This is a genomic window from Micromonospora sp. MP36 (genome assembly GCF_008119785.1).
Lineage (GTDB): Bacteria > Actinomycetota > Actinomycetes > Mycobacteriales > Micromonosporaceae > Micromonospora.
In genome coordinates this window covers 15,300-41,437 of record NZ_VSFA01000062.1, presented here as the reverse complement: position 1 = coordinate 41,437, position 26,138 = coordinate 15,300, and the positions used below count along the sequence as shown (strand labels likewise).

At 69.0% G+C, this 26,138-nt stretch carries 24 protein-coding genes and 1 pseudogene; 5 read left to right on the top strand and 20 right to left on the bottom strand.

Annotated features, from left to right (window positions below; genetic code table 11):
• Positions 1–226: 226 nt before the first annotated feature.
• From FXF52_RS28705 to FXF52_RS28685, 5 genes are all read right to left on the bottom strand, one after another.
• Positions 227–595 (bottom strand): hypothetical protein, encoded by a 369-nt coding sequence (locus FXF52_RS28705; RefSeq protein ID WP_148801460.1) that lies wholly within the window; start codon positions 593–595, stop codon positions 227–229.
• A gap of 97 nt (positions 596–692) precedes the next feature.
• Entirely contained in the window at positions 693–1,418 is a 726-nt protein-coding gene (locus tag FXF52_RS28700) for a hypothetical protein (protein WP_148801459.1), read from the bottom strand.
• Complete coding sequence (locus FXF52_RS28695) at positions 1,415–1,630, bottom strand: hypothetical protein (protein WP_148801458.1); 216 nt, start codon at positions 1,628–1,630, stop codon at positions 1,415–1,417. The genes FXF52_RS28700 and FXF52_RS28695 overlap by 4 nt, the downstream gene beginning before the upstream one ends.
• 292 nt (positions 1,631–1,922) lie before the next feature.
• A complete protein-coding gene (locus tag FXF52_RS28690) occupies positions 1,923–2,798 on the bottom strand; it encodes a TRM11 family methyltransferase (protein ID WP_148801457.1) in 876 nt (291 codons plus the stop codon).
• Positions 2,791–3,360 (bottom strand): hypothetical protein, encoded by a 570-nt coding sequence (locus FXF52_RS28685; protein WP_255472437.1) that lies wholly within the window; start codon positions 3,358–3,360, stop codon positions 2,791–2,793. Before FXF52_RS28685 ends, FXF52_RS28690 begins: the two co-directional genes overlap by 8 nt.
• Before the next feature lie 279 nt (positions 3,361–3,639).
• Between FXF52_RS28685 and FXF52_RS28680 the strand changes: the two genes are divergently transcribed.
• Entirely contained in the window at positions 3,640–4,497 is an 858-nt protein-coding gene (locus FXF52_RS28680; protein WP_255472436.1) for a hypothetical protein, read from the top strand.
• A gap of 73 nt (positions 4,498–4,570) precedes the next feature.
• On the opposite strand, the gene FXF52_RS28675 is transcribed toward FXF52_RS28680, so the two are convergent.
• On the bottom strand, positions 4,571–5,632 hold the full coding sequence (locus FXF52_RS28675; protein WP_148801456.1) for a winged helix DNA-binding domain-containing protein: 1,062 nt from the start codon (positions 5,630–5,632) through the stop codon (positions 4,571–4,573).
• Positions 5,629–6,615 carry an NADP-dependent oxidoreductase gene (locus tag FXF52_RS28670; protein WP_148801455.1) on the bottom strand — a complete coding sequence of 329 codons (987 nt, stop codon included), beginning with the start codon at positions 6,613–6,615 and terminating at the stop codon, positions 5,629–5,631. The genes FXF52_RS28675 and FXF52_RS28670 overlap by 4 nt, the downstream gene beginning before the upstream one ends.
• 62 nt (positions 6,616–6,677) lie before the next feature.
• On the opposite strand from FXF52_RS28670, the gene FXF52_RS28665 reads away from it, so the two are divergent.
• Complete coding sequence (locus FXF52_RS28665; protein WP_148801454.1) at positions 6,678–7,748, top strand: YafY family protein; 1,071 nt, start codon at positions 6,678–6,680, stop codon at positions 7,746–7,748.
• Positions 7,749–7,849: 101 nt separating this feature from the next.
• Here FXF52_RS28665 and FXF52_RS28660 read toward each other — a convergent pair whose 3' ends face one another.
• Positions 7,850–10,252, bottom strand: coding sequence for a PEP/pyruvate-binding domain-containing protein (locus FXF52_RS28660; RefSeq protein ID WP_148801453.1), 2,403 nt, complete (start codon positions 10,250–10,252; stop codon positions 7,850–7,852).
• A gap of 600 nt (positions 10,253–10,852) precedes the next feature.
• Between FXF52_RS28660 and FXF52_RS43340 the strand changes: the two genes are divergently transcribed.
• Complete coding sequence (locus tag FXF52_RS43340) at positions 10,853–11,059, top strand: hypothetical protein (RefSeq protein ID WP_255472434.1); 207 nt, start codon at positions 10,853–10,855, stop codon at positions 11,057–11,059.
• Positions 11,060–11,207: 148 nt separating this feature from the next.
• Positions 11,208–11,612 (top strand): annotated as a pseudogene (locus FXF52_RS28650) (RNA polymerase sigma factor); the annotation flags it as partial.
• Between the two features lie 290 nt (positions 11,613–11,902).
• Here the strand turns inward: FXF52_RS28650 and FXF52_RS28645 are convergent.
• From FXF52_RS28645 to FXF52_RS28635, 3 genes are all read right to left on the bottom strand, one after another.
• Positions 11,903–14,143: a discoidin domain-containing protein gene (locus tag FXF52_RS28645; protein WP_148801452.1), complete on the bottom strand. Its 2,241-nt coding sequence runs from the start codon at positions 14,141–14,143 to the stop codon at positions 11,903–11,905.
• A 101-nt stretch (positions 14,144–14,244) separates the two neighbouring features.
• Complete coding sequence (locus tag FXF52_RS28640; RefSeq protein ID WP_148801451.1) at positions 14,245–14,724, bottom strand: hypothetical protein; 480 nt, start codon at positions 14,722–14,724, stop codon at positions 14,245–14,247.
• Positions 14,725–14,831: 107 nt separating this feature from the next.
• Positions 14,832–15,614 (bottom strand): phytanoyl-CoA dioxygenase family protein, encoded by a 783-nt coding sequence (locus FXF52_RS28635; RefSeq protein ID WP_187413759.1) that lies wholly within the window; start codon positions 15,612–15,614, stop codon positions 14,832–14,834.
• A 334-nt stretch (positions 15,615–15,948) separates the two neighbouring features.
• Between FXF52_RS28635 and FXF52_RS28630 the strand changes: the two genes are divergently transcribed.
• Positions 15,949–16,806 carry a fumarylacetoacetate hydrolase family protein gene (locus FXF52_RS28630; RefSeq protein ID WP_148801449.1) on the top strand — a complete coding sequence of 286 codons (858 nt, stop codon included), beginning with the start codon at positions 15,949–15,951 and terminating at the stop codon, positions 16,804–16,806.
• Between the two features lie 88 nt (positions 16,807–16,894).
• On the opposite strand, the gene FXF52_RS28625 is transcribed toward FXF52_RS28630, so the two are convergent.
• From FXF52_RS28625 to FXF52_RS28585, 9 genes are all read right to left on the bottom strand, one after another.
• Positions 16,895–18,076 (bottom strand): sialidase family protein, encoded by a 1,182-nt coding sequence (locus FXF52_RS28625; RefSeq protein ID WP_148801448.1) that lies wholly within the window; start codon positions 18,074–18,076, stop codon positions 16,895–16,897.
• A gap of 170 nt (positions 18,077–18,246) precedes the next feature.
• Positions 18,247–19,389 carry an alanine racemase gene (locus FXF52_RS28620; RefSeq protein ID WP_148801447.1) on the bottom strand — a complete coding sequence of 381 codons (1,143 nt, stop codon included), beginning with the start codon at positions 19,387–19,389 and terminating at the stop codon, positions 18,247–18,249.
• Positions 19,344–20,171: an amidohydrolase family protein gene (locus tag FXF52_RS28615; RefSeq protein WP_148801446.1), complete on the bottom strand. Its 828-nt coding sequence runs from the start codon at positions 20,169–20,171 to the stop codon at positions 19,344–19,346. The genes FXF52_RS28620 and FXF52_RS28615 overlap by 46 nt, the downstream gene beginning before the upstream one ends.
• Positions 20,168–21,040: an IclR family transcriptional regulator gene (locus FXF52_RS28610; protein WP_148801445.1), complete on the bottom strand. Its 873-nt coding sequence runs from the start codon at positions 21,038–21,040 to the stop codon at positions 20,168–20,170. The genes FXF52_RS28615 and FXF52_RS28610 overlap by 4 nt, the downstream gene beginning before the upstream one ends.
• On the bottom strand, positions 21,022–22,656 hold the full coding sequence (locus FXF52_RS28605) for an amidohydrolase family protein (RefSeq protein WP_148801444.1): 1,635 nt from the start codon (positions 22,654–22,656) through the stop codon (positions 21,022–21,024). The genes FXF52_RS28610 and FXF52_RS28605 overlap by 19 nt, the downstream gene beginning before the upstream one ends.
• Positions 22,653–23,117, bottom strand: a complete 465-nt coding sequence (locus FXF52_RS28600; RefSeq protein WP_148801443.1) for a RidA family protein — start codon at positions 23,115–23,117, stop codon at positions 22,653–22,655. The genes FXF52_RS28605 and FXF52_RS28600 overlap by 4 nt, the downstream gene beginning before the upstream one ends.
• On the bottom strand, positions 23,114–24,001 hold the full coding sequence (locus FXF52_RS28595; protein ID WP_148801442.1) for a fumarylacetoacetate hydrolase family protein: 888 nt from the start codon (positions 23,999–24,001) through the stop codon (positions 23,114–23,116). Before FXF52_RS28595 ends, FXF52_RS28600 begins: the two co-directional genes overlap by 4 nt.
• Positions 23,998–24,993: a Gfo/Idh/MocA family protein gene (locus FXF52_RS28590; protein WP_148801441.1), complete on the bottom strand. Its 996-nt coding sequence runs from the start codon at positions 24,991–24,993 to the stop codon at positions 23,998–24,000. Before FXF52_RS28590 ends, FXF52_RS28595 begins: the two co-directional genes overlap by 4 nt.
• Positions 24,990–26,024, bottom strand: coding sequence for a Gfo/Idh/MocA family protein (locus FXF52_RS28585; protein ID WP_148801440.1), 1,035 nt, complete (start codon positions 26,022–26,024; stop codon positions 24,990–24,992). The genes FXF52_RS28590 and FXF52_RS28585 overlap by 4 nt, the downstream gene beginning before the upstream one ends.
• Positions 26,025–26,138 lie beyond the last annotated feature (114 nt).

The following is a 26,138-nucleotide window of genomic DNA, read 5'->3' as shown; positions in this document are numbered from 1 at the left end:
CCGGAAACCGAGGAGGTATGGCACCGCGGTTACCAGGTCGGCTGGGGATCGCACGGTCAGCTTGTTGTCTGGAAACGACATGGTGATCTCCACTGCTGGTTGAGGTCGACAATTGGCCGGAGGCGAGCGGGTAGGCGCCGCGCGTGCCCGGCGTCGGCTGGGCGCAGCGCGACGCGGCCCCTGCGGGAACAGGCGCGCCGATCACCGGATCGGCGCGCCTGACGGTTCAGTCGCTGTCGGGGTCCAGGTACAGGTCGATACCGGCGCTGTCGACGCTGGCGGTCACGGTGACCAGGTCGTGGTCGATGCCGGCCAGCGCCTGGGCCAGGTCGGCGCGGGCGAGGGCTTCAGCTGCCGCGGCGGCGTCGGCGGAGGTGGCGTGGCCGCGCAGCCACATGTCGTACTCGTGCCGCCACGGAATCCGCCAGCCGTCCTGGTCGACTGTGGCGTACTCGGGGATGGACCAGCCGTACGCGGTCCACGGCCGTGTCTGGTCGGGGCTGCTGGTGGTGGCCGTGCGCATCGTGTCTCGTGCCGCGTCGCAGGCCTCCCGGGCGGTGCCTGCCCTGATCGGCAGCGTCAGGTCGGCGACCACGGTGACGTGGTGCGCTCGAGGTAGTGGGTGGAGCCCGAGATCGGCCAGGAACCGGTCGACGCGCTGCGCGGTGTGTTGATAGGTGCCACCGATCTCGTCATCGGCCAGGGCGCGGATCGCGCGGGCGCGGATGCTGCGCCGCAGGTCGGCGAGGGCCCTGCACCGCCGCGTCGCGTGCCGCCGCCGCGGCGGTGAGGTCGTCTGCGAGTTCGGTCAGCTGTGCCGTGCCTGCCACGGGTTGCGCGACGGTGTCGATGTCGTCCGGCGGGACGTCGTCGGGGTCGTCGGCGGCCTGCCATGTCAGCCCGGTGAGGGTGATGCCGGCGCCGGCCAGCGCGGGCAGGTGGCCCTCCACGATCGCGCGTGCGGCGTCGTGCGCGTCGGCCTCACGGGTCACCGTGACCCAGGTCTGGAGCGTGACTTGCACGGTGATGCGGTACCGCTGCGGCCCAGGCTGGTCGTGTCCGTTCGGCGTGGGTGTCACGTCGATGACGTGTCGCGGGTAGACCGCCATCGCCGGCTGCAGTAGGCGCAGTTCCTCCGGTACGCCGAAGCGTGCCTGCTCGCGGGCCTCGTTGTGGTCGGCGTGCGGGCGTGTGTACGACAGCTGCGCCTCGGCGGAGACGGTCCATCGTTGTGGCAGCGGTTCCAGGCCCCACGTGGCGAGGGCGTCCTCGCAGCCGGTCCGGCAGATCAGCCCGTCCCGCAGCGCGGCGATGAGGGCGGAGCGGGCGTCGACGGCCAGAGTCTGCCGCTGTTCGATGGCGGTGATCGTGTCGGTGTGCAGGGTGTGGATCTGGTCCGCGAGGTTGGTGTCGGTCATCGCTGCGCCGCCGGATTGCTCGCAGCCGAGCGGGTGCTGGTGACCTGCCTGGCGCGGGGAGTCAGCCGTACGGTGGCCGTGTGGTGGGCTCGGCCGGATCCGCTGTCTCCGCCGACGAGTGCGGTGACACCGATGAGGAGATCGGGCGGGGCTGCGTTGTGCTGGTCGGCGAGGAGATCGCCGTCTGTCAGGTACCAGGCGGGACGAAGCATTTGCGTCCTCCTTCGGACATGAAGGAAGGCGGCCACCGGGTGGTGGCCGCCTGAAGGGATGGGGGTGTCCTGCCCCGGTCGCAGATGAGGCGAGGGGCGGGTCAGTGCTGAGGGTCTGAGGCTGGCGGACGGCGGCCGACCGGGAAGGGTGGGCGCGATGCCGTCGCGGACGTGTCAGATCAGCACATGAAATAAGGAGAAGAGCCCTCAGGCTAACCGCGTTGCTGCCGGTGGAGCTGGGGCTGTCAGGTCCGGCCGTCTGGCAGAACCTGACAGCCCAGCTCACCTGCTGTCAGCCGTCGGCGGGCCTGACGCGGGAGTTCGGCTGGCCACGCCGCAGGACCAGGACATCCTCGTGCGCGACGAGGTGCACAGGGAGGCCCTCGGCCCTGGACTTGCGTACCGCCATGAGCCCGAACATCGAGGCGCGGTGCACGATCTGGCCGTCGCGGACGGCGGCGAGCATCGCCGCGCACCGCTGCACCGGTATCAGCCCGACCTGCTGCGCGACCGTCAGGAGCTCACCGGGCAGGTCGATGAAGTCGTCCGGGCTGCGGCGTACCGGGCGGCAGGTGATGACTACCGTGCCGCCGGGGCGCAGCAGCCGGTAGCTGGCGGACAGGATCGCGGCGAACCCATCGAGCAGACCGGACCATCCGGCGTAGGCGAGGTTGCCGCGCGCGCGGTCGCCGTACAGGTGGGCCCGCTTCATGACCCCGGTACCGGTCATGCGGACAAGTCCGTGGGTGGATCGCCCGTACGGCGGTGAGGTGAGCACGAGCCCGACCTCGCCGACCGCGGACGCGGGGGCAAGATCGAGCAGCGCGGTCGCGTCGCCGGTGATGACCGTGGCCATGCCGGCGGCGCCTTGGGACGTGGCGAGGGCGACGTTCGCGGCCGCCAAGGCGGTAAACCGCGGTTCGATGTCCACGCCGAGCGCGTGCCGCCCGAGGTGCAGGGCCTCGACGAGGGTGGTGCCCGACCCGCACATCGGGTCGAGCACCAGATCCCCTGGCGCGGTGTAGGCGGCGATGGCGTGCGCGGCAAGGTGGGGCAGCATCTTGCCCGGGTGCGTGGACGACTCCGGCACGTATCGGCCGCGTCGCTGGTCGCGAGCCGGCTGCTGGCAGGTCAGCCACACGGACGTGATCGGCATCGGCTCAGGCATCGCCGTCACCTCCCGCCGTCTGGGTGAAAACCAGGACGTCGGTGTGGATGTCCAGCTGTGTCCGCTGTCCGCGCGTGGGTGGCTGGTCGGCCGCCACGATGTGCTGCAGGTAGGACAGACCTGCCTGTTTGCCGGCGATGACGACGTCGACCGGAAGGATCGGGTCGCCGTGCGCCAGCAGCACCGCCAGGCATCCGCCGGGCAGGAGCTTGGCCCGACCCCGAGCGAAGAACTCGAGTGCGCCGGCGTCTGGGGCGAGTGGCCAGCCGGTGACGATCAGCATCGCCGCCTCGCTCCCCCAGCCCATCGCACGCGCCGCCTGCAGGTGGCGGTAGCGGTGGGCGACGAGGATGGCGCCGGCGAGCTGCGGCCCCTCCGTCAGGTCGATGATCAGGTCGGACGGGTGGGTGAGGTTGTAGACGAGTCGGAGACCCATCGCGGTGGACATGGTCTCGCCCGGCTGCGGGGCGGGTACCGGCCAGACGGTGATGGGCACGGGCGGGTCGCCGGGCACCACGTCCCCCACGGGAACGGGTGCGCGGTGATGGTTTCTATCGGTCATAGGCACGGTGGCCCCCGGACCGGCGGACGTACTGACGGTCCCCAGTACGCCGCTGACAGGCCGATCGAACCCGCCCCCGGCCTGACAGAACTGGTCACCCCGGCCGCCTGACAGCCACGTCGGCGGGCGCGGGCAGTCGGCGCAGCGGCGAACCTGACACCACCGGGCACGACCTGTCCCGGTCTGACAAACGCTCGTGGTGTCAGTTCGAGCTGTCCCAATCGAGGTCTCGGAGCCATCGCACATCGCGAAGCGCTCCCCTCGAAGGGAGACATCACCATGCCAACGACCACCCGAACGAGGACGGCCGACACGGCCCTGACCGCTGCCGAGAAGGCATTCGAGCTGCTGACCTGCGAACCCGCGCCGCTGGTGTTCAACGCGCGTCCGGTGCCAGGTCTGCCGAACACGACGATGCCGCTGGACGAGCTACGCAACCTGCTGATGTACGAGCGCTACGACAGCGACACCACCGACGAGCTGTGGCGGCAACTGGCCCACCACGCCCGCGAACAGGGACCAGCCTGGGTCGTCGGCGCAATCGGCGTGGCCCTGCCCGCGCTCACGCACCTCGCGGCGAAGATCAGCCGCGGCCACCCGCGGCAGGCCGAGGATGTGGACTCCGAAGTCCTGGCCGGGTTCCTCCAGGCCCTGCGCACGGCGGACCTCGCCCCACCCCGCCTATGGCTACGCCTGTGCTGGGCGGCTTGGCGCGCCGGCGCGGCAGTCGTGAAGGCCGTCGACGGCGAGGAGTTGCCGCTGGAGCTGTCTAGCGGCTCGCGTTCGCCGAGGATGCCCTACGGGCACCCGGATCTGCTGCTCGGCCGAGCAGCCGCCGCCGGCCTGATCACCGCCGAAGCCGCCGAGCTGATCAGCGCGACCCGGTTCGGCGACGCACTGATCGAGCACTTGGCCGCCGAGATAGGCGTGACCGCGTCGATCCTGCGGATGCGCCGCCGCCGCGCCGAACGCGTCGTGGCCGCCGCCCTCACACGAGGCGACCTCTCCGGTCCGGTCCGCTCCCACGATGGCGACGTCCGGCAGCGGGCAGCGGCGCACCCGAATGCCCATCCAGCCAACACGCGCTCGTCGGGATTTCCTCACGCTCGCCGCCCTGCCGGTCGGTGGCACCGGTGAACTCGGCTGGCGCACTCGATCCGCGGCTACGCACAGGATCATGGCTCGCGGGCGTCGGCTGATCGGGCGCGGGCTATGACGCTCGTCGGTTCTTGAGGAAGGGCAGCATCCGGTTCGCTTCGTCGTTGACGGCTTGCCGTTCGGTGGCCGTGAGAGGCCGAAATGGTACGAGTCGTATGTCGTCTCCGGTGAACGACCAGGTCCCACGGGCGAAGCCGTCGATGAGAATGGTGGGGCGTACCAGGGCTCGGCCGGGCATGACCTGCTTGCGGTATTCGTCGCTGATGATGCGGGTGCGGTCGGCGTGGCCCAGCAGGGCGTTGTCGTACGCGGGTAGCAGTCGCACGGGCGCTGGGATGTGCGGGTCGGGTAGCTGCGTGTCGGGCAGGTCGAGCAGGGTCTGGCCGTCGGGTCCGGTGTAGTGGCGTAGTTCGATGCTCATGTCCTCGACGACTTGGTTGAGCCGGGTCAGCCCGCTCCATGCCTGGACGTCGGCCACCGTGGCGGGTCCGAAGGCGGCGAGGTAGCGGCGGATCAGGTCCTGGATCGCCGCGGGTTCGATGGCGTCGGCCGGCAGGGCGGTGACGGTGATGGAAGATCGGTTGCCCCAGCTGCCCCAGGACGCGGTGGTGGGATCGTGGATGAGTGGGGTGCGTAGTTCGAATTCGCCGGCGAGGATCCGGCCGTCGCGGCCCGGGTGGCGGGCGGCGAGGCGTTGGGCGAGTTCTTTACGGGCGAGCGGTCCGGCGTCCAGCAGCGCACGTCCGTCGGCCGTCAGCGTCTCGATAGGTAGCCGGTTTCTGTTGCGCCGGAAGTACGGCGAGTTCGCGGTGCGGTCGAGGACGGGTTGCAGCAGGGGCCGCAGCCGACGGAAATCGTCGGCTGCGGCGATGTGCTGGGTGCTGCGCAGGAGGCTGGAGCGCACGACCTGCCCGTCGGTCAACAGGGTGGTCAGGTCGGCGTGGGTGAAGCCGCGGATCCGGCTCCACAGCCCGGGGTAGGGCCAGTTCGGTTCCTGTGCCTGCAGGGCGACCAGACGCCGGATCACGTCAAGTGGCGCCTGGTCGGTGCGTTCCAGGAGGAATTGGCGCTGCAGCAGTGCCCGGTTGAGGGCGCGACGCGACAGCGGCGTCATGGCAGCCGCACCGAAACGTTGCCGCGGTAGCCGCCTCGCAACAGCGACAGGAAGGCATCGGGCACGGCGTCGATGCCGGCCTCGACGACCGTTTGCGGGAAGACGAACCTGTCCTGGTCGAGCCACGCTTTGAAGTGGGTGTGCCATGCGGCGATCTGGTCGGGCGTGTGGTAGCAGGAGAATGGCAGCAGCTCGATCCCCTTGGCTGCGGCGGCAGCCTGGTCGGGTTCGGGGAATCGCTGGGCCGCCGCACCCAGTTGGGTGGACAGCGATCCGCACAACGCGAACCGCGCTTCCGGCGCGGCGACCTCGAGCGCGGCCTCGTAGAGCGTGCCGCCGACGGTGTCGAAGAAGACCGTGATTCCCTCGGGTGCCAGTTCCTTCAGTGCTGCGACCGGATCCTGGTGGTAGTCGAATGCGGCGTCGATACCGAGCTCGCGGACCAGGTAATCCGCCTTGGCTTGGCTGCCCGCGCTGCCGATGACCTTCGAGGCGCCCAGATTGCGGGCGATCTGGGCGGCCAGGGAGCCGACGCCGCCGGCCGCGCCGGAGACGAACACGACATCGCCAGGGCCGACCTTGGCCACGTCTGCCATGCCGTAGTAGGCGGTCGGTCCCTGGCCGAGGTGGTAGCTCGGATCCGGGTACGCGTCGCGGTCCAGCTTGACATACGAGGCGGCCGGCCCGGCGGAATGCGTACTCCAGCCGCTCATCGACTGGACCAGGTCGCCCTCTCGCAGATCCGGGCTGGCCGACCGCAGCACCGTGCCGATGGCCATGACGCCGATGCGCTGGCCCGGCTGCCAGGCCGGGATCGGCAGGTGGCAGTCGGAGCGCATGAGCTCGAGGTATGTGGCGGCAAGCCCCAGGTAGTCGGTGCGGACGACGACCTCGCCGTCGATCTCGGTATCGACAACGGTGAAGTGCTCCCGGCGGGGTGCGCCGGCGATCTGGGTGGTCAGCTGTATCTCGCGAGTGATCATGTGAATGACCCTAGACCGGCTTCCGGTCACTTTTTGACCGGAAGCCGTGCGAGGATCGCGACATGGCCAACACCAGTTCCCGAACGCTGCGGCTGCTGTCGTTGCTGCAGACTCACCGCCACTGGTCCGGCACCGATCTGGCCGACCGCCTGGGAATCTCGGAACGCACCCTGCGCCGCGATGTCGACCGGCTACGGGAACTCGGCTACCCGGTGCACGCCTCCCGAGGCACCGACGGCGGTTACCAGTTGGCGCCCGGTGCGGTCCTGCCGCCGCTGCTGCTCGACGACGAGGAAGGCGTCGCGCTGGCGGTCGGCATGGGCAACGCCACCCAGAGCGGAATCGCCGGGATCGAAGACGCGGCGGTGCGCGCGCTGACCAAAGTGGTGCAGGTCCTCCCGCCGCGTCTCCGTGCCCGGGTCAACGCGTTACGCGCGATGACCATCTCGCCCACGGCCGCGGGACCGGTCGTGCCCGCCGAAGTGCTCACGGTGATCGCCCAAGCCTGCCGGGACGAGGAACGGCTGCGATTCCGCTACACCGCACGCGGCGGCCCCGACACCGAACGAGAAGTCGAACCGCACCGCCTGGTCGCGCTCGGCGGCCGCTGGTACCTGGCCGCCTACGACCTGACCCGACACGACTGGCGCAGCTTCCGCCTCGACCGACTGACCGACCCGGGCAGCGCCGGAACGAGGTTCCGGCCACGCCCCCTTCCCGCCGGCGACGCCGCCCAGTTCGTGCGCACCTCCACCGGCGTCCCTCCAGCACACACCGTGCAGGCCCTGGTCCACGCATCCGCCGAACACGTCCGCCGGGTCGCCGGGCAATGGGGCACGATCGAACCCATCGACAGCCAACACTGCCGTCTCACTATGGTATCCACCAGCCTGGACTGGCCCACTCAAGCACTGGGCAACATCGGCGCTGAATTCGAGGTGCTCAGCCCACCGGAATTCACCGACCACCTCCAAGACTGGGGAACCCGATTCCTCCGAGCCGCACAAGGATCAGCAGCCCGGACCAACTCCCAACGGACACAACACCAACCCGACGACGCAATCCACCGACCGAAGAAGCGACAGGATCTTGAGAAGGACGGCGCACCATCGGTTCGGCACGGAATGACCTGAAGAAGTGGGCAGAGGAGATCGATCGGGCGGACGTGCGGCTGGGTGGCCGGTCGCGTCACCGCGCTCCGGCCGCCGAGCCACTACGTCGGCACCCGCGTCGGTCAGTGGATCGTCACGGTTCCGGCCGCAGCGTCCACGGTGATGATCTGCCCGGTGGAGATCTTCCGGGTCGCGTCGGGAACGCAGATGACCGCGGGGATGCCGTACTCCCGGGCCACGGTGGGGCCGTGGGCCATGACCGCACCGGTTTCGGTGACCAGCGCTGCGACGGTGAGGAACAGTGGGGTCCATCCCGGGTCCGTGGTGGCGGTGACCAGGACGTCGCCGGGTTCGATGTGGGCAGTGCTCGGGTCGTGGACGACCCGGGCGGGGCCGGTCGCCTGGCCCGCGGCCGCCCCTACGCCCGTCAGCGCGCCATCCGCGGCGGCCGGTGCCGGCAGGACCGCCTCCAGGTCGGTGCCGTCCGACAGCAGCGCCACCGGTACGGTCCGGCGGCGCAACTCCCGCTGGTGGATCGCTTTGCGGGAGGCGACCGTCTGCCGGTGGTCGACGTTCTGGTGCACGGCATTGTGCACCTCGTCGAGGGTCAGGAACATGATGTCGCCGGGCTGGTCGAGCAGTCCGGTGCTGGTCAGGTCGACGCCCACGGAGAGCAGTTGCCGCCGCATCTCCCGCAACCGGTACAGGCCGGCGAACTTGCCCGCCTCCCGCAGGCCCCCCAACGCCCGGGCGCGGCGCAGCAGGAACCCGGCGAGGCGGCCCCGCACCGGCCTGCGGCGGCGGGCCCGGAAGACGAGCTCGTGGAGGGTGGCTTCCGCCGTGGCGGCCGCGCGTGCAAAGCGCCGGTCGGGTGCCTGCTCCGGATCCGTGACCCGTAGGTAGTTGGCGATCATGGTGAAGACCGGTGCAGGGTCTTCGTCCCAGCGCGGCACTCCAAGGTCGACCTCGGCGACGCCCCGGTGGCCGTAGGTGTCGAGGAACGCCGCCAGTCCGATGTCCGGGAGCGTCCCCTGTCGGTACCGCGCGGCCAGCTCGTCTGGCGGCGTGTGCAGCAGCAACTGTCGGTGGTCGCCGGCGCGCTGGGCAAGCCGCCACAGCGCGAGATCCATCTCGATGGTGACGTTGTAGGGCATCCCACCCAGGACGGCGTGGACCTCGTCCTCGCGGGCGACGCCCTTGAGTAGGTGAGCCGGCAGCGCGGCCGCGAGCATTCCGGCCACGATGGGTGAGACGATGTCATTCGGGCTGCTCGCCGGCTCCTGGGCCTGCACGAAGCACAGCCGTTCCGCGGCGGTACGCAGGCCGTCGGGCGCAGCTGACCGAAGCTTCAACTGCTCGATGGCGTCGAACATCCGCGTCCGCGCCGCGTCGGGTCGGGCCAGTGCCCGCACGCCACCGACCACCAGCCGCACGGCGGTCCGCAGTGATGCGGCGTCGGATCTACGCCGGCGTTCTGGGCGGTCCTTGCTCGGGGCGAACCGCGGGTCCGCCAGGACCTGCTGCATGACCGCCTGGGCACGTGGTCCGAAGTCGACAGCCATGAGCTTGACCAGTCGCTTGCGGGCGGACCTGCTGCGCGCCAGATCGGTCAGGTCGCCGTAGAGTCGCCCACCGATGTCGACGATCTCGGCCCTGATGCCGAGCGCGGCGAGCATCGCCGCGACCAGCGACTTCAGCGTTGACATGCCCATCGGCGTGACGGGCTGGAGCATGCCCTGGACGTGGCCGAATTCCAGGTAGACGCGCGGAAGGGGTTTGTCGGTGTCCGGCGGGAGGGGGAAGAGTGTGGTGATCGGCCGCGACTGCAGCAGCCACACCGTCCCGTCTTCGTCGATTGCCCACTCCACGTCCTGCGGGCAGCCGAAGTGCCGCTGGAGGCGCTCGCCGACGCCCCGCAGCTCGGCCAGTTGGGCCGTTGCCAGACAGCCGGTGCCATCCTGGTCCGTCCCGTCGAGGATGTAGTGGTCCACGACAGTGCCGCCGTCCACCACCGCCGTGCCGGGACCGGGCGCGGCGTCGACCATCATCTCGGTGCGGCAGCCGGTCAGTGGGTTCGCGGTGAACAGCACCCCTGACACCTCGGCGGCGACCATCCGTTGCACGACGACGGCCATCCGGACCGCGTCGTGATCGATGTGGTGGGCGTCGCGGTAGGCGACCGCGCGGGCGGCGTGCAGCGAGTCCCAGCACTTCTCGATCGCGGCGATCAGTTCAGCGGTGCCGGTGACGTTGAGAACGGTGTCCTGCTGTCCGGCGAAGCTCGCGTCCGGCAGGTCCTCGGCCGTCGCGCTGGACCGCACCGCCACTGGGCCCGCACCGAGCCGCTGGTACGCGTCGATGATCTCCGCCTTGGGGATGACGCCCGACCGGTACGCCTCGGTGGTGACGCAGAATCCCGGCGGCACTCGCTCGCCCCCGCGGATCAACTCGCCGAGGCCGGCCGCCTTGCCGCCCACCAGATCGGCCATTTGGGCGGACGCTTCGGGCAGCGGGATTACACGCATCGAGGGTCACCTCTTTGCAATACGACTGCATCGCGAACTACCGTAACCTGGTTGGCAATGCAGTCGCAATGTCAACGACCACCCCTGCAGAGAGCGCGGATCATGCCGACTTGGGACCGGCCTTACGGAAGCGACCAGGAGGATCTCCAAACTCTGCGCTACGTAGCGAGCGGGATGTCGATGGCCGGCCTGTTCCCGCTATGCGGCCTCACCATGGGGAGGTATCTGCGACCGGAGCGGCCGCCATCGTCGCCTTCGTACTGCTATGGGGAAGTCGTGCTGTGCGGGTAACGCTGCAGGCGCTCACGTCTTGCCACTCACCTGCCGCGAACCCTGCGCTTCTTGACCGATCGTCCATGGCAGCGACGAAGCTCACTACGCCGAAGCCAGCGGCCGTGTCCAGCACGTCCGGCTATTGCGGACGCGGCGCGGCAGGTGGACATGCGCCGCGTGGGCGGCGGCGACGGGTCATGGCCCTCCGACCGGAAGTGGCAGTATGAGGTGTGCGTTCACGGGGGCAGGGCGTGGCTGGCGAGGTACGGCCTGGCCGTGCGGCCCGATGGTGGGTCTGGACGGTGCCGGGGACTGCCGGATAAGACGATGCCGCTGGACGAGCTGCGCAAGCTGCTGGTGTGCGAGCGCTACGACAGCGACACCACCGACGAGCTGTGGCAGCAGTTGGCTCACCATGCCCGCGACCGGGGACCCGCCTGGGTCGTCGGTGCGATCGGGGTGGCTCTGCCCGCGCTGACGCACCTCGCGGCGAAGATCAGCCGCGGATACGTCCGGGCACGCCGACGACGTTGACTCCGAAGTACTGGCCGGGTTTCTCCAGGCACTACGTACGGGGGACCTCGCCCCACCCCGGCTGTGGCTGCGGCTGTGCTGGGCGGCATGGCGCGCCGGCGCCGCGGTCGTGAAGGCCGACGGCGGGGAGGAACTGCCGCTGGACCTACTGGTCCGCGAACGCCTGGCCGCCGGGGTGGCCCCGGGCCGCTACCAGATCCTCGCCGCGATCAACGCCGTACACACCTCCGCCCGCGACGTACGCGACACCGACTGGTCGCAGGTCGTCGCGCTCTACGACCAACTCGTCCGCCTCGACCCCTCCCCGATCATCGCCCTCAACCGGGCCATCGCGGTCGCCGAGCTCGACGGCCCGCACGTGGCCCTGGCGGCCGTCGACCGCCTCGAGGACAAGCTGGCCGGCTATCACGCCTACCACGCGACCCGCGCCGACCTGCTACGCCGGCTGGGCCAAAGCCAGCAGTCACACGCGGCATACGACAAAGCCATCGAGCTGGCCGGCAACACCGCCGAGACCGCCTACCTGACCCGCCGCCGAGACCAGCTGGGGTAGACGGGATCCCAACCGAACCCGCGCTCGAAGCGGCGGCCGGGTCCCGGGGCGCCCTGCCGACGCACTCCGCAACCTGTCGAGCCAGGTCGAGACGCGGGTAGAGCCCCTGATCTGGCGGGGAGGTTGCACCGTAGAGATGGTGCTTCGTTGGCATGCTGAAATGGTCTCCCGACGGTGGGCGTCGCCCTTGCCGAAACCTCATCCGGCCGGTGGGAGCAGCAGATTGAAGCACGCTGTAGCCACGGCCGCCCGTTGCCGGAGCGGCCGTGGCCGTCGCACCCATGCCGCCGTCAGGCGGGGTTGGTTTGCTCGACGTCATCGATGAGGAAGTGGTCATAGAAGGAGGCTGTGCCGCTGGATGCGAACTGGTGCCCGGTGAGCGCCGTGATACCCGGTGTCGTCGGTGGTGCCGAGCCGACCGGCGCGCCGTCGAGGAATACCTCGGCGCCGGTGAGGGTGGCCTCCACCCGGATCGTGTGCCACTCCTTCTGCGGCACGGTCCCGGCCGGGGTGAGCTTGTTCCATTTCTTTGCGGTGCCGTCGTACCAGCCGATGCTGCCGTCACTGCCGACGTTCATCTGGTACGCCGGCAGGCCGTGAGCGCTGGCGGTGTCGCCCCTGGTGGTGAACCCGAAGCTACGGGCGTAGCCGATGGAGTTTACCCGGAACTCCAGGGTTTGCTTCGGCGCCGCCGCGGAGACGCGGGTGGCCTGGGCGATCCGGTCGCTCCAGGCGTCGGCGAGGCGCATCACGTGGCGCGAGTCATCGACGTCGAAGTCGGTGACCGTCACCCCGACCGCGTCGGTGTAGCCGCGCGGCACCTGGTTGACGGGGTCGTTTTCGAATGAGTCCACGGTGGAGTACAGCTCGACCTCGTTGAGGAACGCCGCACCGTTGCTGCTCGGGTCGTTGACGGTGACGCGGACCTGCTTGGCGCGGACCTTGTCGATGTCGAAGTACTCCAGGGCATGACTGGTGATCTGGCCGGTGTCGACGACCGTCGTCCAGGTCGTGCCGTCGACGGAGGCTTCGACCTTCGCCGCGCTGGGCTGACCGGGGTGAAGGCTCAAGCCCGCGCGGGTCAGCGTGTACGTCCGGTCGAGCGTGAGGGTGTACGTCGCAGGGACCTCCCGGTCCTTGCGGACCGCTGACGACGCCCACTCGGTGCTGCCGTCGATGGCACCGAGCGGACTCATCTCCGGCAGTTTCGGGTTGGTGCTCGTCATCGTGGTGTCGATCGTGACCTTCTTCTTGGCGTACTTGCCGAGCAGGTCGATCTTGCCGGTGCCGGGGCCGACGATGTCGATGAACTTCTTCCATACACGGTACTCACCGTCGGTGTGGAACCCGGAGTCTGTTTCCGGGCAACCCCACGACGGCGCACAGTTGTCGCCCACCTGCAGCACCCGGTTCGCCGCGACGACGGCGTGGGCGCCGTTGCCCGACGAGCCATGGGACCGCTGGAAGCTGGAGACCACCCGCGGGTAGTTGCGGTAGGTCACCTGCGCTTTCTCCCAGCTGTTGCCGAGGCCGTCGGGTGAGATCGCGATCCAGTTGTCGGGTCGGCCCCACGTCATCGTCATGATGCCGTTGGGCAGCATGCGTAGCGTCGGCATCACCCCGGTGGTCGGAGCGGGCTCACCCGACGCGGTCGTGATCTTCGCCGGTACCGGTGTCGACCAGGTCTTCCCGTCGTCGGTCGAGCGGGCCGTGCGCAGCTCTGTCAGGGCGAGACCACCGAGCTTGTACGTCCGCATCACTGCGACCAGGTCACCGTTGACGGCGCGGGCGATTCCGGTCTCGTTGTACTGGTAGCCGTCGCTCGTCGGTGGCCCGACCGTGGCGTATCGCTTCCAGGTCTTGCCGTTGTCGATGCTGCGCGCGATCTCGGCGCGGTGGCCGGAGTCCTGCTGGTAAGCCGTGTAATAGCCCATCAGCAACGACCCGTCGAGGGCGTAGAAGATGTCGCGGTGCGCCCGCATTCCCCGGTCGAACCGTGCGGGGTTGAAGGTCTGGTCGGTGGTGAACATAGCGGCTTCCCGCTTCCACGTCTTGCCGTTGTCGGTCGAGCGGCGCGACACCAGTTCGACGGTGTGGGAGTCGATGACCTTCGCCGGGATGAACTCGACCATGAGGATCGCGCCGTCGCGGAGTTTGGTGTAGAAGCCGGAGCCGGAGTTGCGGTCGATGCCGCTCGGAAACGTGTAACCACGGTCATCGGAATGGATCATCGCGGCGAGGTTGTCGACCGTGGCGATGTCCTCGTTCTCCTGCCAGGTCATCAGCACGTGCTTGGTCGGCAGGTTGTTACGGTCGATCGTGTCGAACGTCTCGACGAACGCGTTGCCGGCGATGACGCCGGGGGCGCCTTCGTAGACCGCGCTGTACGGCTGCTGGGCGATGGCGTAGCCATCTGGGTCGCCACCGTCGGTGGGGTTTTCGCCACTGCTGCTCGCTTGCGGTGACGGTATCGCGATGACGCCCAGCGCCGCGACGCTGAGTACGGCCATCGCCGTGCGAGTCCTCTTCATGTCTGCTCCCGATTGCTGGTCGCCGATCAGCTCGGGCTCGACGGCGCTCTCGAAGACGAGGTATCCACGAGGTCGATCAGGAAGCCGTCGAGCGGTGTCGTTCAGCCGGCGCTGATGGGGGTGAATTTCACGTCGTCGTAGGAGTGCTCCATGTTGCCGACGTCCTCGGGGTTGAGGCCGGTGGCGACGTGCATGCCGGTGACCTTGGAGACGTCGGCGAGCTTGCGCTTCGTCGTGCCAAGGACGGTGCCGTCGAGGGTGGCAGTCGTTCCGGTCGGGGCAACGTCGAGGGAGAAGTGCGTCCACGAGCGGTTCGCAATGGCGGGGGACTTGCGGCCGATCTCCTCCCAGGCCGAGCCGTTCCAGGCCTTGGCGACCATGGCGTTCGCGCTCCAGTCGGCATAGGCATGGAGCTTCTCCGCAGTCTTGGTCGCACCGGAGTCATCCGTGCCGAGGATGTCCCACAACGCGCCGGAACCGTAGCCGTAGCCTTCGTAGCCGAACGCAATCTGCATCGACAACGCCGGCCGGAATGCCGGGATCGTCGCCTCGGCCCGTGCGGTCTGGTCATTGTCCTGCAATGCGGGCCCCGACGACGATCGGGGTCACCGAGACGATCTTCAATGGGGCTCCCGAAGCCGGTCCAACAGTTCACTGGCCCGCTGCCCTTGCCAGGACCCGGAACCACCTACATGCCCGGGTCCTGCCGGGCCGCAAAAGCAGCGGCGGCTTGGGTGTAGAGCTCCCTCAGCGCCGGGTCGGTCCTGGTGTGCGAGGCGCGGTAGACGAGCAGGAGACCGCACCGGTTGTAGTCGGTGTGGTTCGGCGTGCTCCAGTGCACGGTCTGGCAGTGGTGGATCATCGCGTCGCCCGGTTCGAGGATCGCGGTCGTGACCTGCTCGGCGGGGTACTCCCGGAGCTGTGACATGACCATCGAGTTGCCCGGGATACCGGACGCCCGGTGAGGCAGCAGGGTGTGGGTGGTACCGCGGGCGTACTGGACCGGTCCGTTCTGCTCGGTCGCGGCGTCGATCGCGATCCAGACCGTGCACATGTCCGGTGGATCCTGGCAGAAGTACGCGTTGTCCTGGTGTTGCGGGACGCCGCTGCCGTGCCGAGCCGGTTTGTTGAAAGTTTCGACCGCGCACAGCACCGGTTTTCCGCCGAGGAGAGCGCCGACCACGTGGAGGATGTCCTCCCGGTTGCCGAGCGCGGCGAAGTAGTCGTCGTACTTTTCCATGCGCCACAGGTTTCGTACCGAAACGCCGTCGGCTTCCCGCACCAGGTCGCCGGGCGGGAGGTGTGGCACGGTGTCGCGGATATAGCGCCTCAGCGCCACGCGGACGTCAGCGATGTCGGACGGCGACACCAGGCGCGGCACCGCGACGACACCGTTACGGCGGTAGTCGTCGACCAGTTTCCGCCACTCCGGTGCATCGCGCATCACTGTGTGTTTGGGTGCGGAAGTCATGGCTCGCTCCCCTGTCGGTGCTCGGTTAGGTGTGACCCTTGGGCTGACGTCGAAGCTGACGCTGTCGGCGAGGCTGTCCTTCATGACTTCACCTGCCTCACCGGTTGCTGATCAGGCGGTACCAGGAGCATTTCCGAAACGTTGTTCCATGTCAACGCTTCGATTAAGCTTGCAGCGCGTCAAGCGCCGAGGTGACGTCCGCGACAACCATCCGGGGCGAACTCCTGCGCGAAACTGCGGAGTGTCGGCTGACCCGATCAGCTACCCGGCCAGAGCCGGTTGGTCCCAGATGACAGGCCCCTGGGAGTAACGGGGGAAGCTCAGAGGAGATCACGTGAGATTTCTGCGTATCGGTCCCGTCGGCTACGAACGGCCCGTCGTGGCGGCAGCCGACGGCGTCTACTATGACCTGCGTCCCCTTACCGCCGACATCGATTGCGGCTTCCTCGCTGACGACGGGATACCGCGCACCCGGCGGGCGCTGGCAGCGAACGACCTTCCCACCACCACGATCGCCGGCGACCGAGTGGGCGCGCCGCTGGCGAATCCCGGGGCCGTCGTCTGCATCGGTATGAACTACGCGGCACACGCCGCCGAGTCCGGCGGGCAGCCGCCGGAACACCCGGTGTTGTTCCTCAAGACCCCCAATTCGGTCGTCGGGCCGTACGACGACGTGCTGATGCCGCCCGACGCGAAGAAGGTCGACTGGGAGGTCGAACTCGCCGTTGTCATCGGCCGGCGGGCACGCTACCTCAACAGCCCGGCGGACGCCGCCTCGGTGATCGCCGGCTACACGATCTCGAACGATGTGAGTGAACGCGCCTACCAGATTGATGTCTCCGGCGGGCAGTGGTCGAAGGGCAAGTGCGCAGAAACCTTCAACCCGCTGGGGCCGTGGTTAGCCACACCGGATCACGTCGGAGACCCGCAAGCACTGCGGCTGCGCAGCTGGGTCAATGACGATCCTCGTCAGGACTCCTCCACTGCTGACATGGTCTTCGGAGTTCACGAGCTCATCTGGTCGCTGAGCCAGTACCTGGTTCTCGAACCCGGCTACCTCGTCAATACTGGCACGCCGCAGGGCGTCGCCTTGTCCGGCCGTTTTCCCTATCTCGACGAGGGCGACACGGTTCGGATGGAGATCGACCGGCTCGGCGACATGAGGCAGCGGGTCCGGCGCGCGACACGCTGACCGTCGGCTCCGAGACTTCAAGGGCCGGGTGGCCGGAGGGGTCCAACCCTCCCGCCACTCGGCCCTCGTCACGTCCTACGGCTCGACTCTATTGATCGAGATAGTCGACGTTGCGGGTGTAGATCCCCACGATCGAGCCGATGTGCGGGTCGGACGTGATTGTGAAGTAGCGGCCCGGCGAGAGTTCCACGCTGGACGGGTTTGCCTGGTCGGTCGTCGGAGGGCCATGAATGGCGGCATCGTAGACGAGGATGTCCTTTTTAGCCTCGATGCCGTTCTCCGGGTGCATGAGGATCCGGCCGGCGGTCGGGCGTCCGGCGCCGAACTGCCCCGAAAGGTCACCGTACGTAAGCAGCATGTCGCCGTTGCGAAGCATGAGCTGATGGTGCGAGGACGCCGGCAACGTGGTGGTTTCCGGCGTGGTCCAGGTCGTGCCGTCGTCGTGGGACCACGACACGTATGCGATGTTGATTGAGGTGCGGACGATCGACATCAACGTTCCGTCACGAAGCACCGACAGGTTGGGCTCCTGGAAGTCGAAGCTGTCGCTGACTCCGATGAACGACTCGTTCGCCTTCGGCCAGCTCAGGCCACCATCGGTCGAGCGCACCACGCTCGCCGGGCCACGCCCTCCTTCAGGCAGGCGGCCGTACAGCGGGACAAGCAGGTCACCATCGGCGAGTTCGACGATCGGGCCATGAGTGGCCGCATGCCCGGCGTAGTAGGCGCCCACGACAACGTTCGAGGGCCCGTCCATCGCGGTACCGACCTTGACGGGCTCACCCCAGGTCGCCCCGTTGTCGTCGGAGCGGGTCACGTATGTGCCGCGCAACGTGGCCGGGTTGGCCGGGTAGCCGGTCCAGTCGGTGCGGAAGAAGTTCATCAGCACCGTGCCGTCACGCGTCTGCATCAGCTTCGGATCGCGATCGTCGATGGACGTGTCCACCGCGACCCGCGGCGAAGACCAGGTGCGCCCGTCATCACTGCTCTCGACAACCAGGATCCGGCCGTCCTGGTTGATGTGCGCGACCGAATCACGGTAGGCCACCAACAGGCGCCCGTCGTGCAACCGAACCATGTCCGCGAAGAACGCCTTCTTGCCGGCCGGCGCAGTCGCCACGATCACCGGATCTGTCGGCGTCCCCACCCCGCTCCCCGCCGTCGCGCCGGGAGCCTGCGCCCCGACGCCCAGAGCAACAGCCATCAGCGTCACGATCGCTTGCCGGAACACACCCATAGCCACCTCGCCTTCTGTCGTGTCAAGGAACATTTCCCTGCCTACCTAGAACGGCGTTTCATGTCAACGCGCGGACGAGCTTCCCGCGCTAATTCCCGGGCACTACGCCGGGATCTGCACATGCGTGCCTGGATTCGGGTCGGGCGAAAAGCGGCTGGTGGCGCGGCTCGCGGAGCACAGCCGATGACGGCGGTCCATTATTCTCAGTGCCGGGCCACAGTCTCCCAGTACTCCACGGCGTTTTCCCCGTCGACGACGTACATCCCGGACCACATGTTGACCGTGCCGCAGGCGTGGTTGGGCACGACGCGCAGCAGATCACCGACTCGAAGGCCAGCGGTGCCCGGGCCTGACACGAAGCCGTGCTCCTCGTTCGCGGCAGCGACAGTCAATCCATCGCCGGCCAGACCAAAGCCGTTGCCGGCCATCGACGGGTCCGAGCTGAGCGCCTTGGTACCCGCATCGATGATGGCCGTACCGTCGGCCCGTACGGTGATCACCCGCGCCAGGACGTTCAGTGCGCATTGCTCGAGGGTGGCGCTCCTCAGCGCGACTTGGTTGGCGTCGAAGAACACGTACGTGCCCGGCCGGGCCTCGGTCACGCCGGGCACGTACGGGACCGAGGTGGCCCCCGGGGTGGATCCCACCGACACCACATCGCAGGGGAAGCCAGCGGCGTGCAACGCCTCAGCGACGGAAGTCATCGCCTCGCCCACACCCCGTCCAGCTTTCTCCAGTCCGGACCTGTCGCCGATGTGGCGAGACAGATGCCCCTCGTGCGTGAAGACACCGCGTAGCAGCAGGTTGGGCAGCGCCGCCAACTCGCCGGCCAGCGCCGGCACGTGCTGCGGCGCTACTCCGCTGCGCCCCAGGCCGCTGTCCACCTCGATCAGGTACGGCACCCGGACCCCGGCGTCGGCTGCGGCGGCCGATAGTGGCCGAGCCACCTCGACCGAGTCGAGCGCGAACGTCACCCCGCCGCGCGTGGCGATCGACACGGCGAACGCCACCTTCGCCGGTCCCACTGGCTGGTGCGCCCACAGCACGTCGGACACACCCGCGTCCCGCAGCGCTGCCACCTCAGCCGCAGTGGCCGCGGTGAAACCGAGAGCGCCAGCGGCCGTCTGGGCCTGCGCGATGGCCAGACATTTGGAGGTCTTGAAATGCGGCCGCAGGCCCACGCCCGCCTGCCTCGCCGCTAGGGCCATGGCCGAGATGTTGGCCGCCAGGCGGTCGCGGTCGACAAGCAGTGCCGGCGTCGGCAACGCCCCCAATGGCACGGGCAGAGCAATCGGGTGCCTCATCGCAGACCTAGTGCGTCGCGCGGGTCGGAGTCGAGCAGGCACTCGATGGTCTCAGGCCGGATGTGGGGCATGCCCGCCGGCCGCATCGCACCCAGGGACCGCAAGCCGGAAATCGCCTCTTCTGGTGTCCACATCGGGAAGTCCGAGCCGAATAGTAACTTGTCAACGACCCCCCACTCCTGTGCCCGTACGAGCGCGGCAAAACCGTCGAACGGACGTGCCCAGGACGCTGACACGTCGGAGAAGACATGCCGGTTCTTGCGCAGCGTGACGATGGTTTCGCGCTGCCATGGATGTCCGAGGTGGGCGATGATCTGAACGAGGTCGGGGTGGCGACGGGCGACCTCGTCGACGACGAGTGGGTTGCTCACCGACAGGTCTCCGGCTGGGCTCGGTGTGGCACCCATGTGCCACAGCAGGACCAGTCCGTTTTCGCGCGCCGCTACGTAGAATGAGTCGTACCGCTCGTCGCGCGGGTCGAACAGCGCGAGCACCGGGTAGAGCTTGATTCCCCGCAGGCCTCGGGACACGCCGTCGGCCATCTGTTCGAGCACGTCAGGATCGGTCGGGTCGAGGGACATGAAACCGACGGTCTCGGTCTTTGTCTCGGCGCAGAATCGCTCAACGAAATCGTTCGGCGTTGCCACCCCTGCAGCGGTCGCCCGTAGGCCGAACACGAACGCTGCTCGCACGGGCTTCATCGCGCGGTCGTACTCCTCGGGGGTGACGTCCGGGTACGCCTTGCCGTAGACGGGCCGCCAGTGTTCATCCCATTCGCAGCCCCAGTGCCCGCTGAGCAGGCAGTGGGTATGTACGTCGATCATGCGGAACCCAGCCCTCCCTTCGGGGGCATGAGCGATCGGTAGACCATGCCCAACGCTGCAACTACGTCGCCGTCGGCGGCCATAGCCGAGGCGGTCGCGTGCAGCTGGTCTAGGTAGGTACGGTGCCGGTCGCGCTGGACTTCGCCGGAGGGGCCGGAGACGCTGATCGCCGCGATCTGCTCGCCGTCAACGTGTACTGGCACGGCGAGGCATCGCAGGCCCACGCTGCCCTCGTTGTCATCGAAGGCGTGGCCGCGTTCGGCGGTGCGCCGCAGTTCGCGCCGAAGCTCGGCGAGCGAGGTGATCGTGCGGTCGGTGCGGCGGGGCATCGGCTCGGCCGGCACGTGAGCGGTGACCTGTTCCGGGTCGAGCCCGGCGAGCAGCATCTTGCCCAGCGCGGTGCAGTGAGTGGAGTCGCGCGTTCCGGTCTGGACGGTGAAGCGGATCGGGCGATCGGGCTCCTCCACGCAGACGTGGAGCACCTGGTCTCCGTCGAGAAGTCCGAGGTTGGCAGTCTGGCCGCTGGCTCGGGCGAGTTCGCGCAGGTGCGGCCCGGCCACGACCGACAGGTCCAGCGCTGATACGTACGCGGTGGACAGCGATAGCACCTTGTGGCCGAGCCGGAATGCGGGCCGCTCGTCGACGCGTACGACGAACTGCATCTCACCGAGCACTGACAGCAATCTCACCAGGGTGCTTTTCGGCAGCCCGGTCCTTTCGTGGAAGTCGATCAGCGTGAGTGGTTGCGGCCCGGCCGCGAGCATTTCCAGTAGCGAGAGGCCCCGGGCCAGGGCGTGTGTGTGGTAGTTGGCCGAGGCGGGGCGGTCGTCGTCTACCGCCTGGCGTGGTCTCACCTTGGTACGCGGCATCCCTGTTCTCCGATCTCTTGCCGGTCGCGGTGTATCAGCACTGCGCCGGGCCGGGCCCCGGTGTGGTCATCCTCGACGACCACCTCACCGTTCACTACCACCAACCGCACACCGTCGGGGTAGTTCTGCGGCGCGTCGAACGTCGCCCGGTCCCGGAGCACGGCCGGGTCGAACACGACGAGGTCGGCGGCGTATCCGGGCGCGACGACTCCACGTTCGGTGAGCCCGAGACGCCGAGCGGCCTGGCCCGTGCACTTGGCCACCGCCGCAGGCAGCGGCAGCCCGCCCTCACCGGTGTAGTCGGCAAGCAGCCGCGGGAAGGTGCCATAGGAGCGGGGATGGGGCATCCCGGACCCGGTAGGCCCGTGCGGGTCCAGCGCGAAGCCGTCCGAACCGACCACCGTCAACGGATGGGCCAACACCTCACGCAGGTCGTCCTCACACCGCCCACCGGCGACCATGTCCACCGCCGCGTCGTAGGCCAGCAGGAGGTCCATCACCACATCGGCGCCCGATTGCCCACGCGCGGCGGCGAGGTCGGCGACGGTGGCACCCACGACCTGCGGATCGTCGGCGGGGAGCCGGCTGACGCGGATCTCGTCCCAGCCGACCGGATGGCCGACCAGTTCGTCGCGGATGCGCTCCCGTACCGCGGGGTCGCCCAGCCGGCGCAGCAGCGCTCCCGCGCCGCCCTCCTGCGCCCAACCCGGCATCAACTGAAACAGGCTGGTGCTGCCAGCCAGGTACGGGTACACGTCCACACCGACGTCCAGACCCCGCTCACAGGCCGCGCCGACCAGATCCAGCGCCGCTCGGGCCGCACCCCAGTTTCGCCGCCCCACCACCACCAGATGCGAGATCTGGGTACGGCACCCAGCCTGCTCGCCCACCCGCAACGCCTGCGCCACCGAGTCCAGCAGCCCGTCGGCGTAGTCGCGCACATGCCACGCGAAGACCCCGTCGTGCTCAGCGACGACCCGGCCCAGCGCCACCAGCTCCGCTTCGTCGGCGTAGCTCGCTGGCGGATACACCATGCCCGTGGACAACCCGGCCGCGCCCGCCGCCAGCCCGTCAGCAAGGAGCCCGCACATCCGGTCCCGCTCGGCCGCGGTGGCCGCCCGCCGCGCGAACCCGACCGTCGCTGCCCGCAGCGGCACATGCCCCACCAGGGTCATAACGTTGACCGCCGGCTGCGCCGCCCGTAGCGTCTCCAGATACTCGAGCAGGCTCCGCCAGCGCCACTCCACCGCCGGATCGCGGTCCAGGAAACCCACCGCAGCGCGCAAGGCGGCCGCGTCGGTGTCCGGCGGGACCGGCACCGTGCCCAGGCCACAGTTGCCGATCACCTGCGTGGTCACGCCTTGCCGCACCGCGCTGTGCGCGGCCGGACTGGACAACAGGGTCAGGTCGGAATGGGTGTGCACGTCCACGAACCCCGGACACACCACCAACCCGGCCGCATCTACGACACGGGCAGCGGACACGTCCGCCAGCGCGTCCACCGCCACGATCCGGCCATCGGCGACCGCCACATCCGCGACTCTCTCCGGCCCACCCGTCCCGTCCACCACCCGGCCACCGGCAAGCACGAGATCTGCGGTAGTCAGAGTGGTCATCGACGTGCCCGAAGGATCGCCTCGACCTCGACGGGGCTACCGAGGGGCAAGGCGGCCACCCCGATGGCGACCCGGGCGTGGGCGCCGCGGTCGGGCCCGAGGACGTCGAGCACGAGCGAGGACGCGGCGTGCGCGACGAGGTGCTGCTCGGTGAAGTCCGATGCGCTGGCGACGTACACCGTTAGCTTTGTGATCTGCTCGACCTCGTCGAGTGTGCCGAGTTCCTCGCGCACTGCTTCGAGCACGTTGCGGGTGCACTGCCAGGCACACGCCTGCGCGGTGGACAGATCCACATCCGCGCCCACACGACCTGTCGCGAGCAGCGCACCGTCGCGTACGGCAACCTGCCCGGATGCGACCAGCGTCGATCCGTCACGGCGTACCGCCGCGAGGGATGCCGCCCTGACGGGCTCGGGTGTGAGCGGGGCCGCGGCGAGCCGCTGGTCGGCATGCGGGGTCATCGGCTCCCGCCCAGGGCACCCGGTGAGACAACACGGTTGGTGAGTTCGCCGAGGCCGTCGATCGAGATGGTCATCTCGTCTCCCTCAGCTAGGTAGTGTCCGGTGGCCGCACCGACCCCGGACGGCGTGCCGGTCAGCAGCACGTCCCCAGGCTCGAGAGTCATCAGGCGGGAGGCGAACGCGACGAGTTCAGCGACGCTGAAGATCATCTGCTTCGTGGACGCCTCCTGTCGGATGACCCCGTTGACCCGCAGTTCGATCCCCAGGTCCTGCGGGTCGCTCACCTCGTCCGGCGTGACCAGGTACGGTCCGATCGGCGCGAAGCCGTCGAGCCACTTGCCGGCAAGCCAGTCGAAGAACCACACAGCCTTGTCGCCGGTGTCGCGCGGAAAGCCGTAGTCCATGGACCGTGCGGAAACGTCGTTGGCGACGCTGTAGCCGGCCACCACGTCGAGTGCCCGCGCTGGCTCGAGATCCTTGGCCGTCTGCCCGATTACCACTGCCAGCTCGGCCTCCCAGTCAACCTCGCGGCTGACCGCCGGCATCTCGATCGGATCGCCTGGCCCGACGATGGCGGTGGGTGGCATGAGGAACAGGCGCGGGACGAGATTCCGCTTGTCCAGGGGCGGCCCGCCCCCCTCTGTCACGTGGTCCTGGTAGTTCGCGGCGACGCCGAGCAGCTTGCCAGGGCGCAGCAACGGCGCCGTGAGGACCACGTCTGCCAGGGGGTAGGCCGGCGTCGAGGGCGGCCGCCAGCTGGCGAATCCGCCCTGCTCCGCGACCAGCGCGGTCAGATCGCCGTCGCCGAGTTCACCGACACTCGCCTCGTTGACCAGATACCCGTGCCGCAGGGCGCCGTCGCGGCGGTAGCTGACCAGTCTCATCCGTCTGCCTCCTTGAGGGATACCGGCCTACCGAATTCAGCGGAGAGGCGCGCGGCCTCGACAACGGCGGCCGCCGCGCGAGCGTCAGTGGGAGCAACCGTGCCCTGACGACCAGAACGGATAGCGGAGTGCAGCTCGTCCACGAGCGCGGTCACCGTGTCCGAACCGACCCACCCGTTGCGGCGCCCGGTGGCTGTGCGCAGGGTGTATGCGGGTCTGGCGGTGTCCACGGCGAGCAGGCCGTGCGAGCCGCTGATCCGGTAGCGGTGCAACGCGACCCCCGGTCCGCCGTCGAGGGCCGGTCCGCGACCTACCGTCACCGTGCTGGTCATGCCCCGTTCGTGGGACAGGCTGAGAACGGCAACATCGTCCACCTCGCCGTAGGTGAAGACCTGCGTCACGGGCAGCCCGGTCAGCACGCGGATCACGTCGAGCGGGTAGACCGCGAAGTTCGCCAGCTCCCCGAGCGGACTCGGTGGCCCGCCGGCGACCAGGAAGTCGGCCTGCACGTTCCACGGTAGCCCGACCCGGCCCGCCGCGACCGCTGCGGCCGCCGACCGTATCGCGGGGTGGAAGCGCCAATGGTGCGCGGGCAGGCATACGGAGCCGGTGTCCGCCGCGACGGCGGCGATTGCGTCGCACTCCTGCGCCGACAGCGTCATCGGCTTGTCGACGAGCACATGCCGGCCGGTCGCGAGCGCAGCCGTCGTGGTTGCCATGCGGTCGGTCAACGGGACGCAGACACTGACCACGTCGACCTCGGGACGGGCCAGCGCCTTGGAAAGTTCGTCGTCGTACGGCACGCCGAGCCGGACGGCGGCGGATCGGGATCGCTCGCGCAGGGCGTCGGTGGTGCCGTCGGCGTCGGTCACGGCGACGATGGTGAAGCCCGGGTGGTCGGCGAACGCCGGCAGGTACATCTCGGCCTGGTGGTCCTGCGCTGGCCCGAGGCCCGCGAAGCCGGCTAGCAGGACACCGAGCGGGGCGCTCATGCCGGCACCTCACGTGGCTCGGTGGCGAGCACGTCCGCCACGGACACTGGTGCGCCGGCCACGATCGACCGCTCGGCCGCCACGCCGAGTGCGACGGCGAGGACGCCATCGTGTCCGTCCACTGGCGGCGCGGTGCCGTGCAGGGCTGCCAGCCAGGCGTCGAGCTGCCGGGCGAACCCGTCGCTCGCCACTGTCGGCAACAGGCCCGGACCCCGCTCGTCGATCAGGAGGCTCGCGTCGGCGTCCCACGGCAGGGTCAGCAGCCCCGCCGTGCCTTGAACGAACACGTCTCGCATGGCCAGCGTCGCCGGGCGGTGGCCACGGCTCATTTCGCAGACTGCCACGGCCCCTCCCTCAAAGCGCACCACCATCTCCAGGTGGTCATAGATGTCGAGCTCTGACGAGGTCTGCTTGTGGCCCCGGGCGAAGACGCTTACCGGGGGACACCCGATCCACCACGTCACCACATCGAGCAGGTGAACGCCGTTGTGTAGGGCGTGGCCGCCGCTGCGGCGCCCGTCGAGCATCCAGCCGCGCCAGTCCGGCCAGATCCAACCGCCGAGTACGGAGAGGCGGACGAGTCTCGGACGTCCGACCTCTCCGGAGGTGATTGCGCGGCGTACGGCACGTGCGTAGTCGTAGCAGCGATGGGTGTGCGCGACCGCGAGCACCCGGCCGGCCGTGGCGAACGCGTCGGCGGCGGCGCGTGCATCGGCCACCGAGGTCGCCAGGGGTTTCTCGATGAGAAGGTGACATCCGGCCCCTGCGATTTGGCGGGCGAGTGCGCTGTGGGTGTCATTCGGGGTACACACGATCGCAGCGGCCACGCCCGGCCAGGACAGCGCCTCGGCGAGGTCGGTGCTCCAGCGCACGCCTCCCTGCGCTCGTGCGGTCGCGGCGGCCCGCTCCGGCGCGACGTCCACCACACCGACGAGGTGCGCGTCCGCACGGGAACGCAGCGCGGCCAGATGACTGTCGGCGACGAAGCCGGTCCCCACCACAATCACGCCGAGCGTGGAACTTTGTTCCATGCCGCTCAATGTTGGAGACGGAGTTCGGCACTGTCAAGAGCCTCGCGGATGCGTTGACATGAAACGCGCTGCGGCCTAGCGTCCGAATTCAAAATATCGTTCCATTTCTGGGAG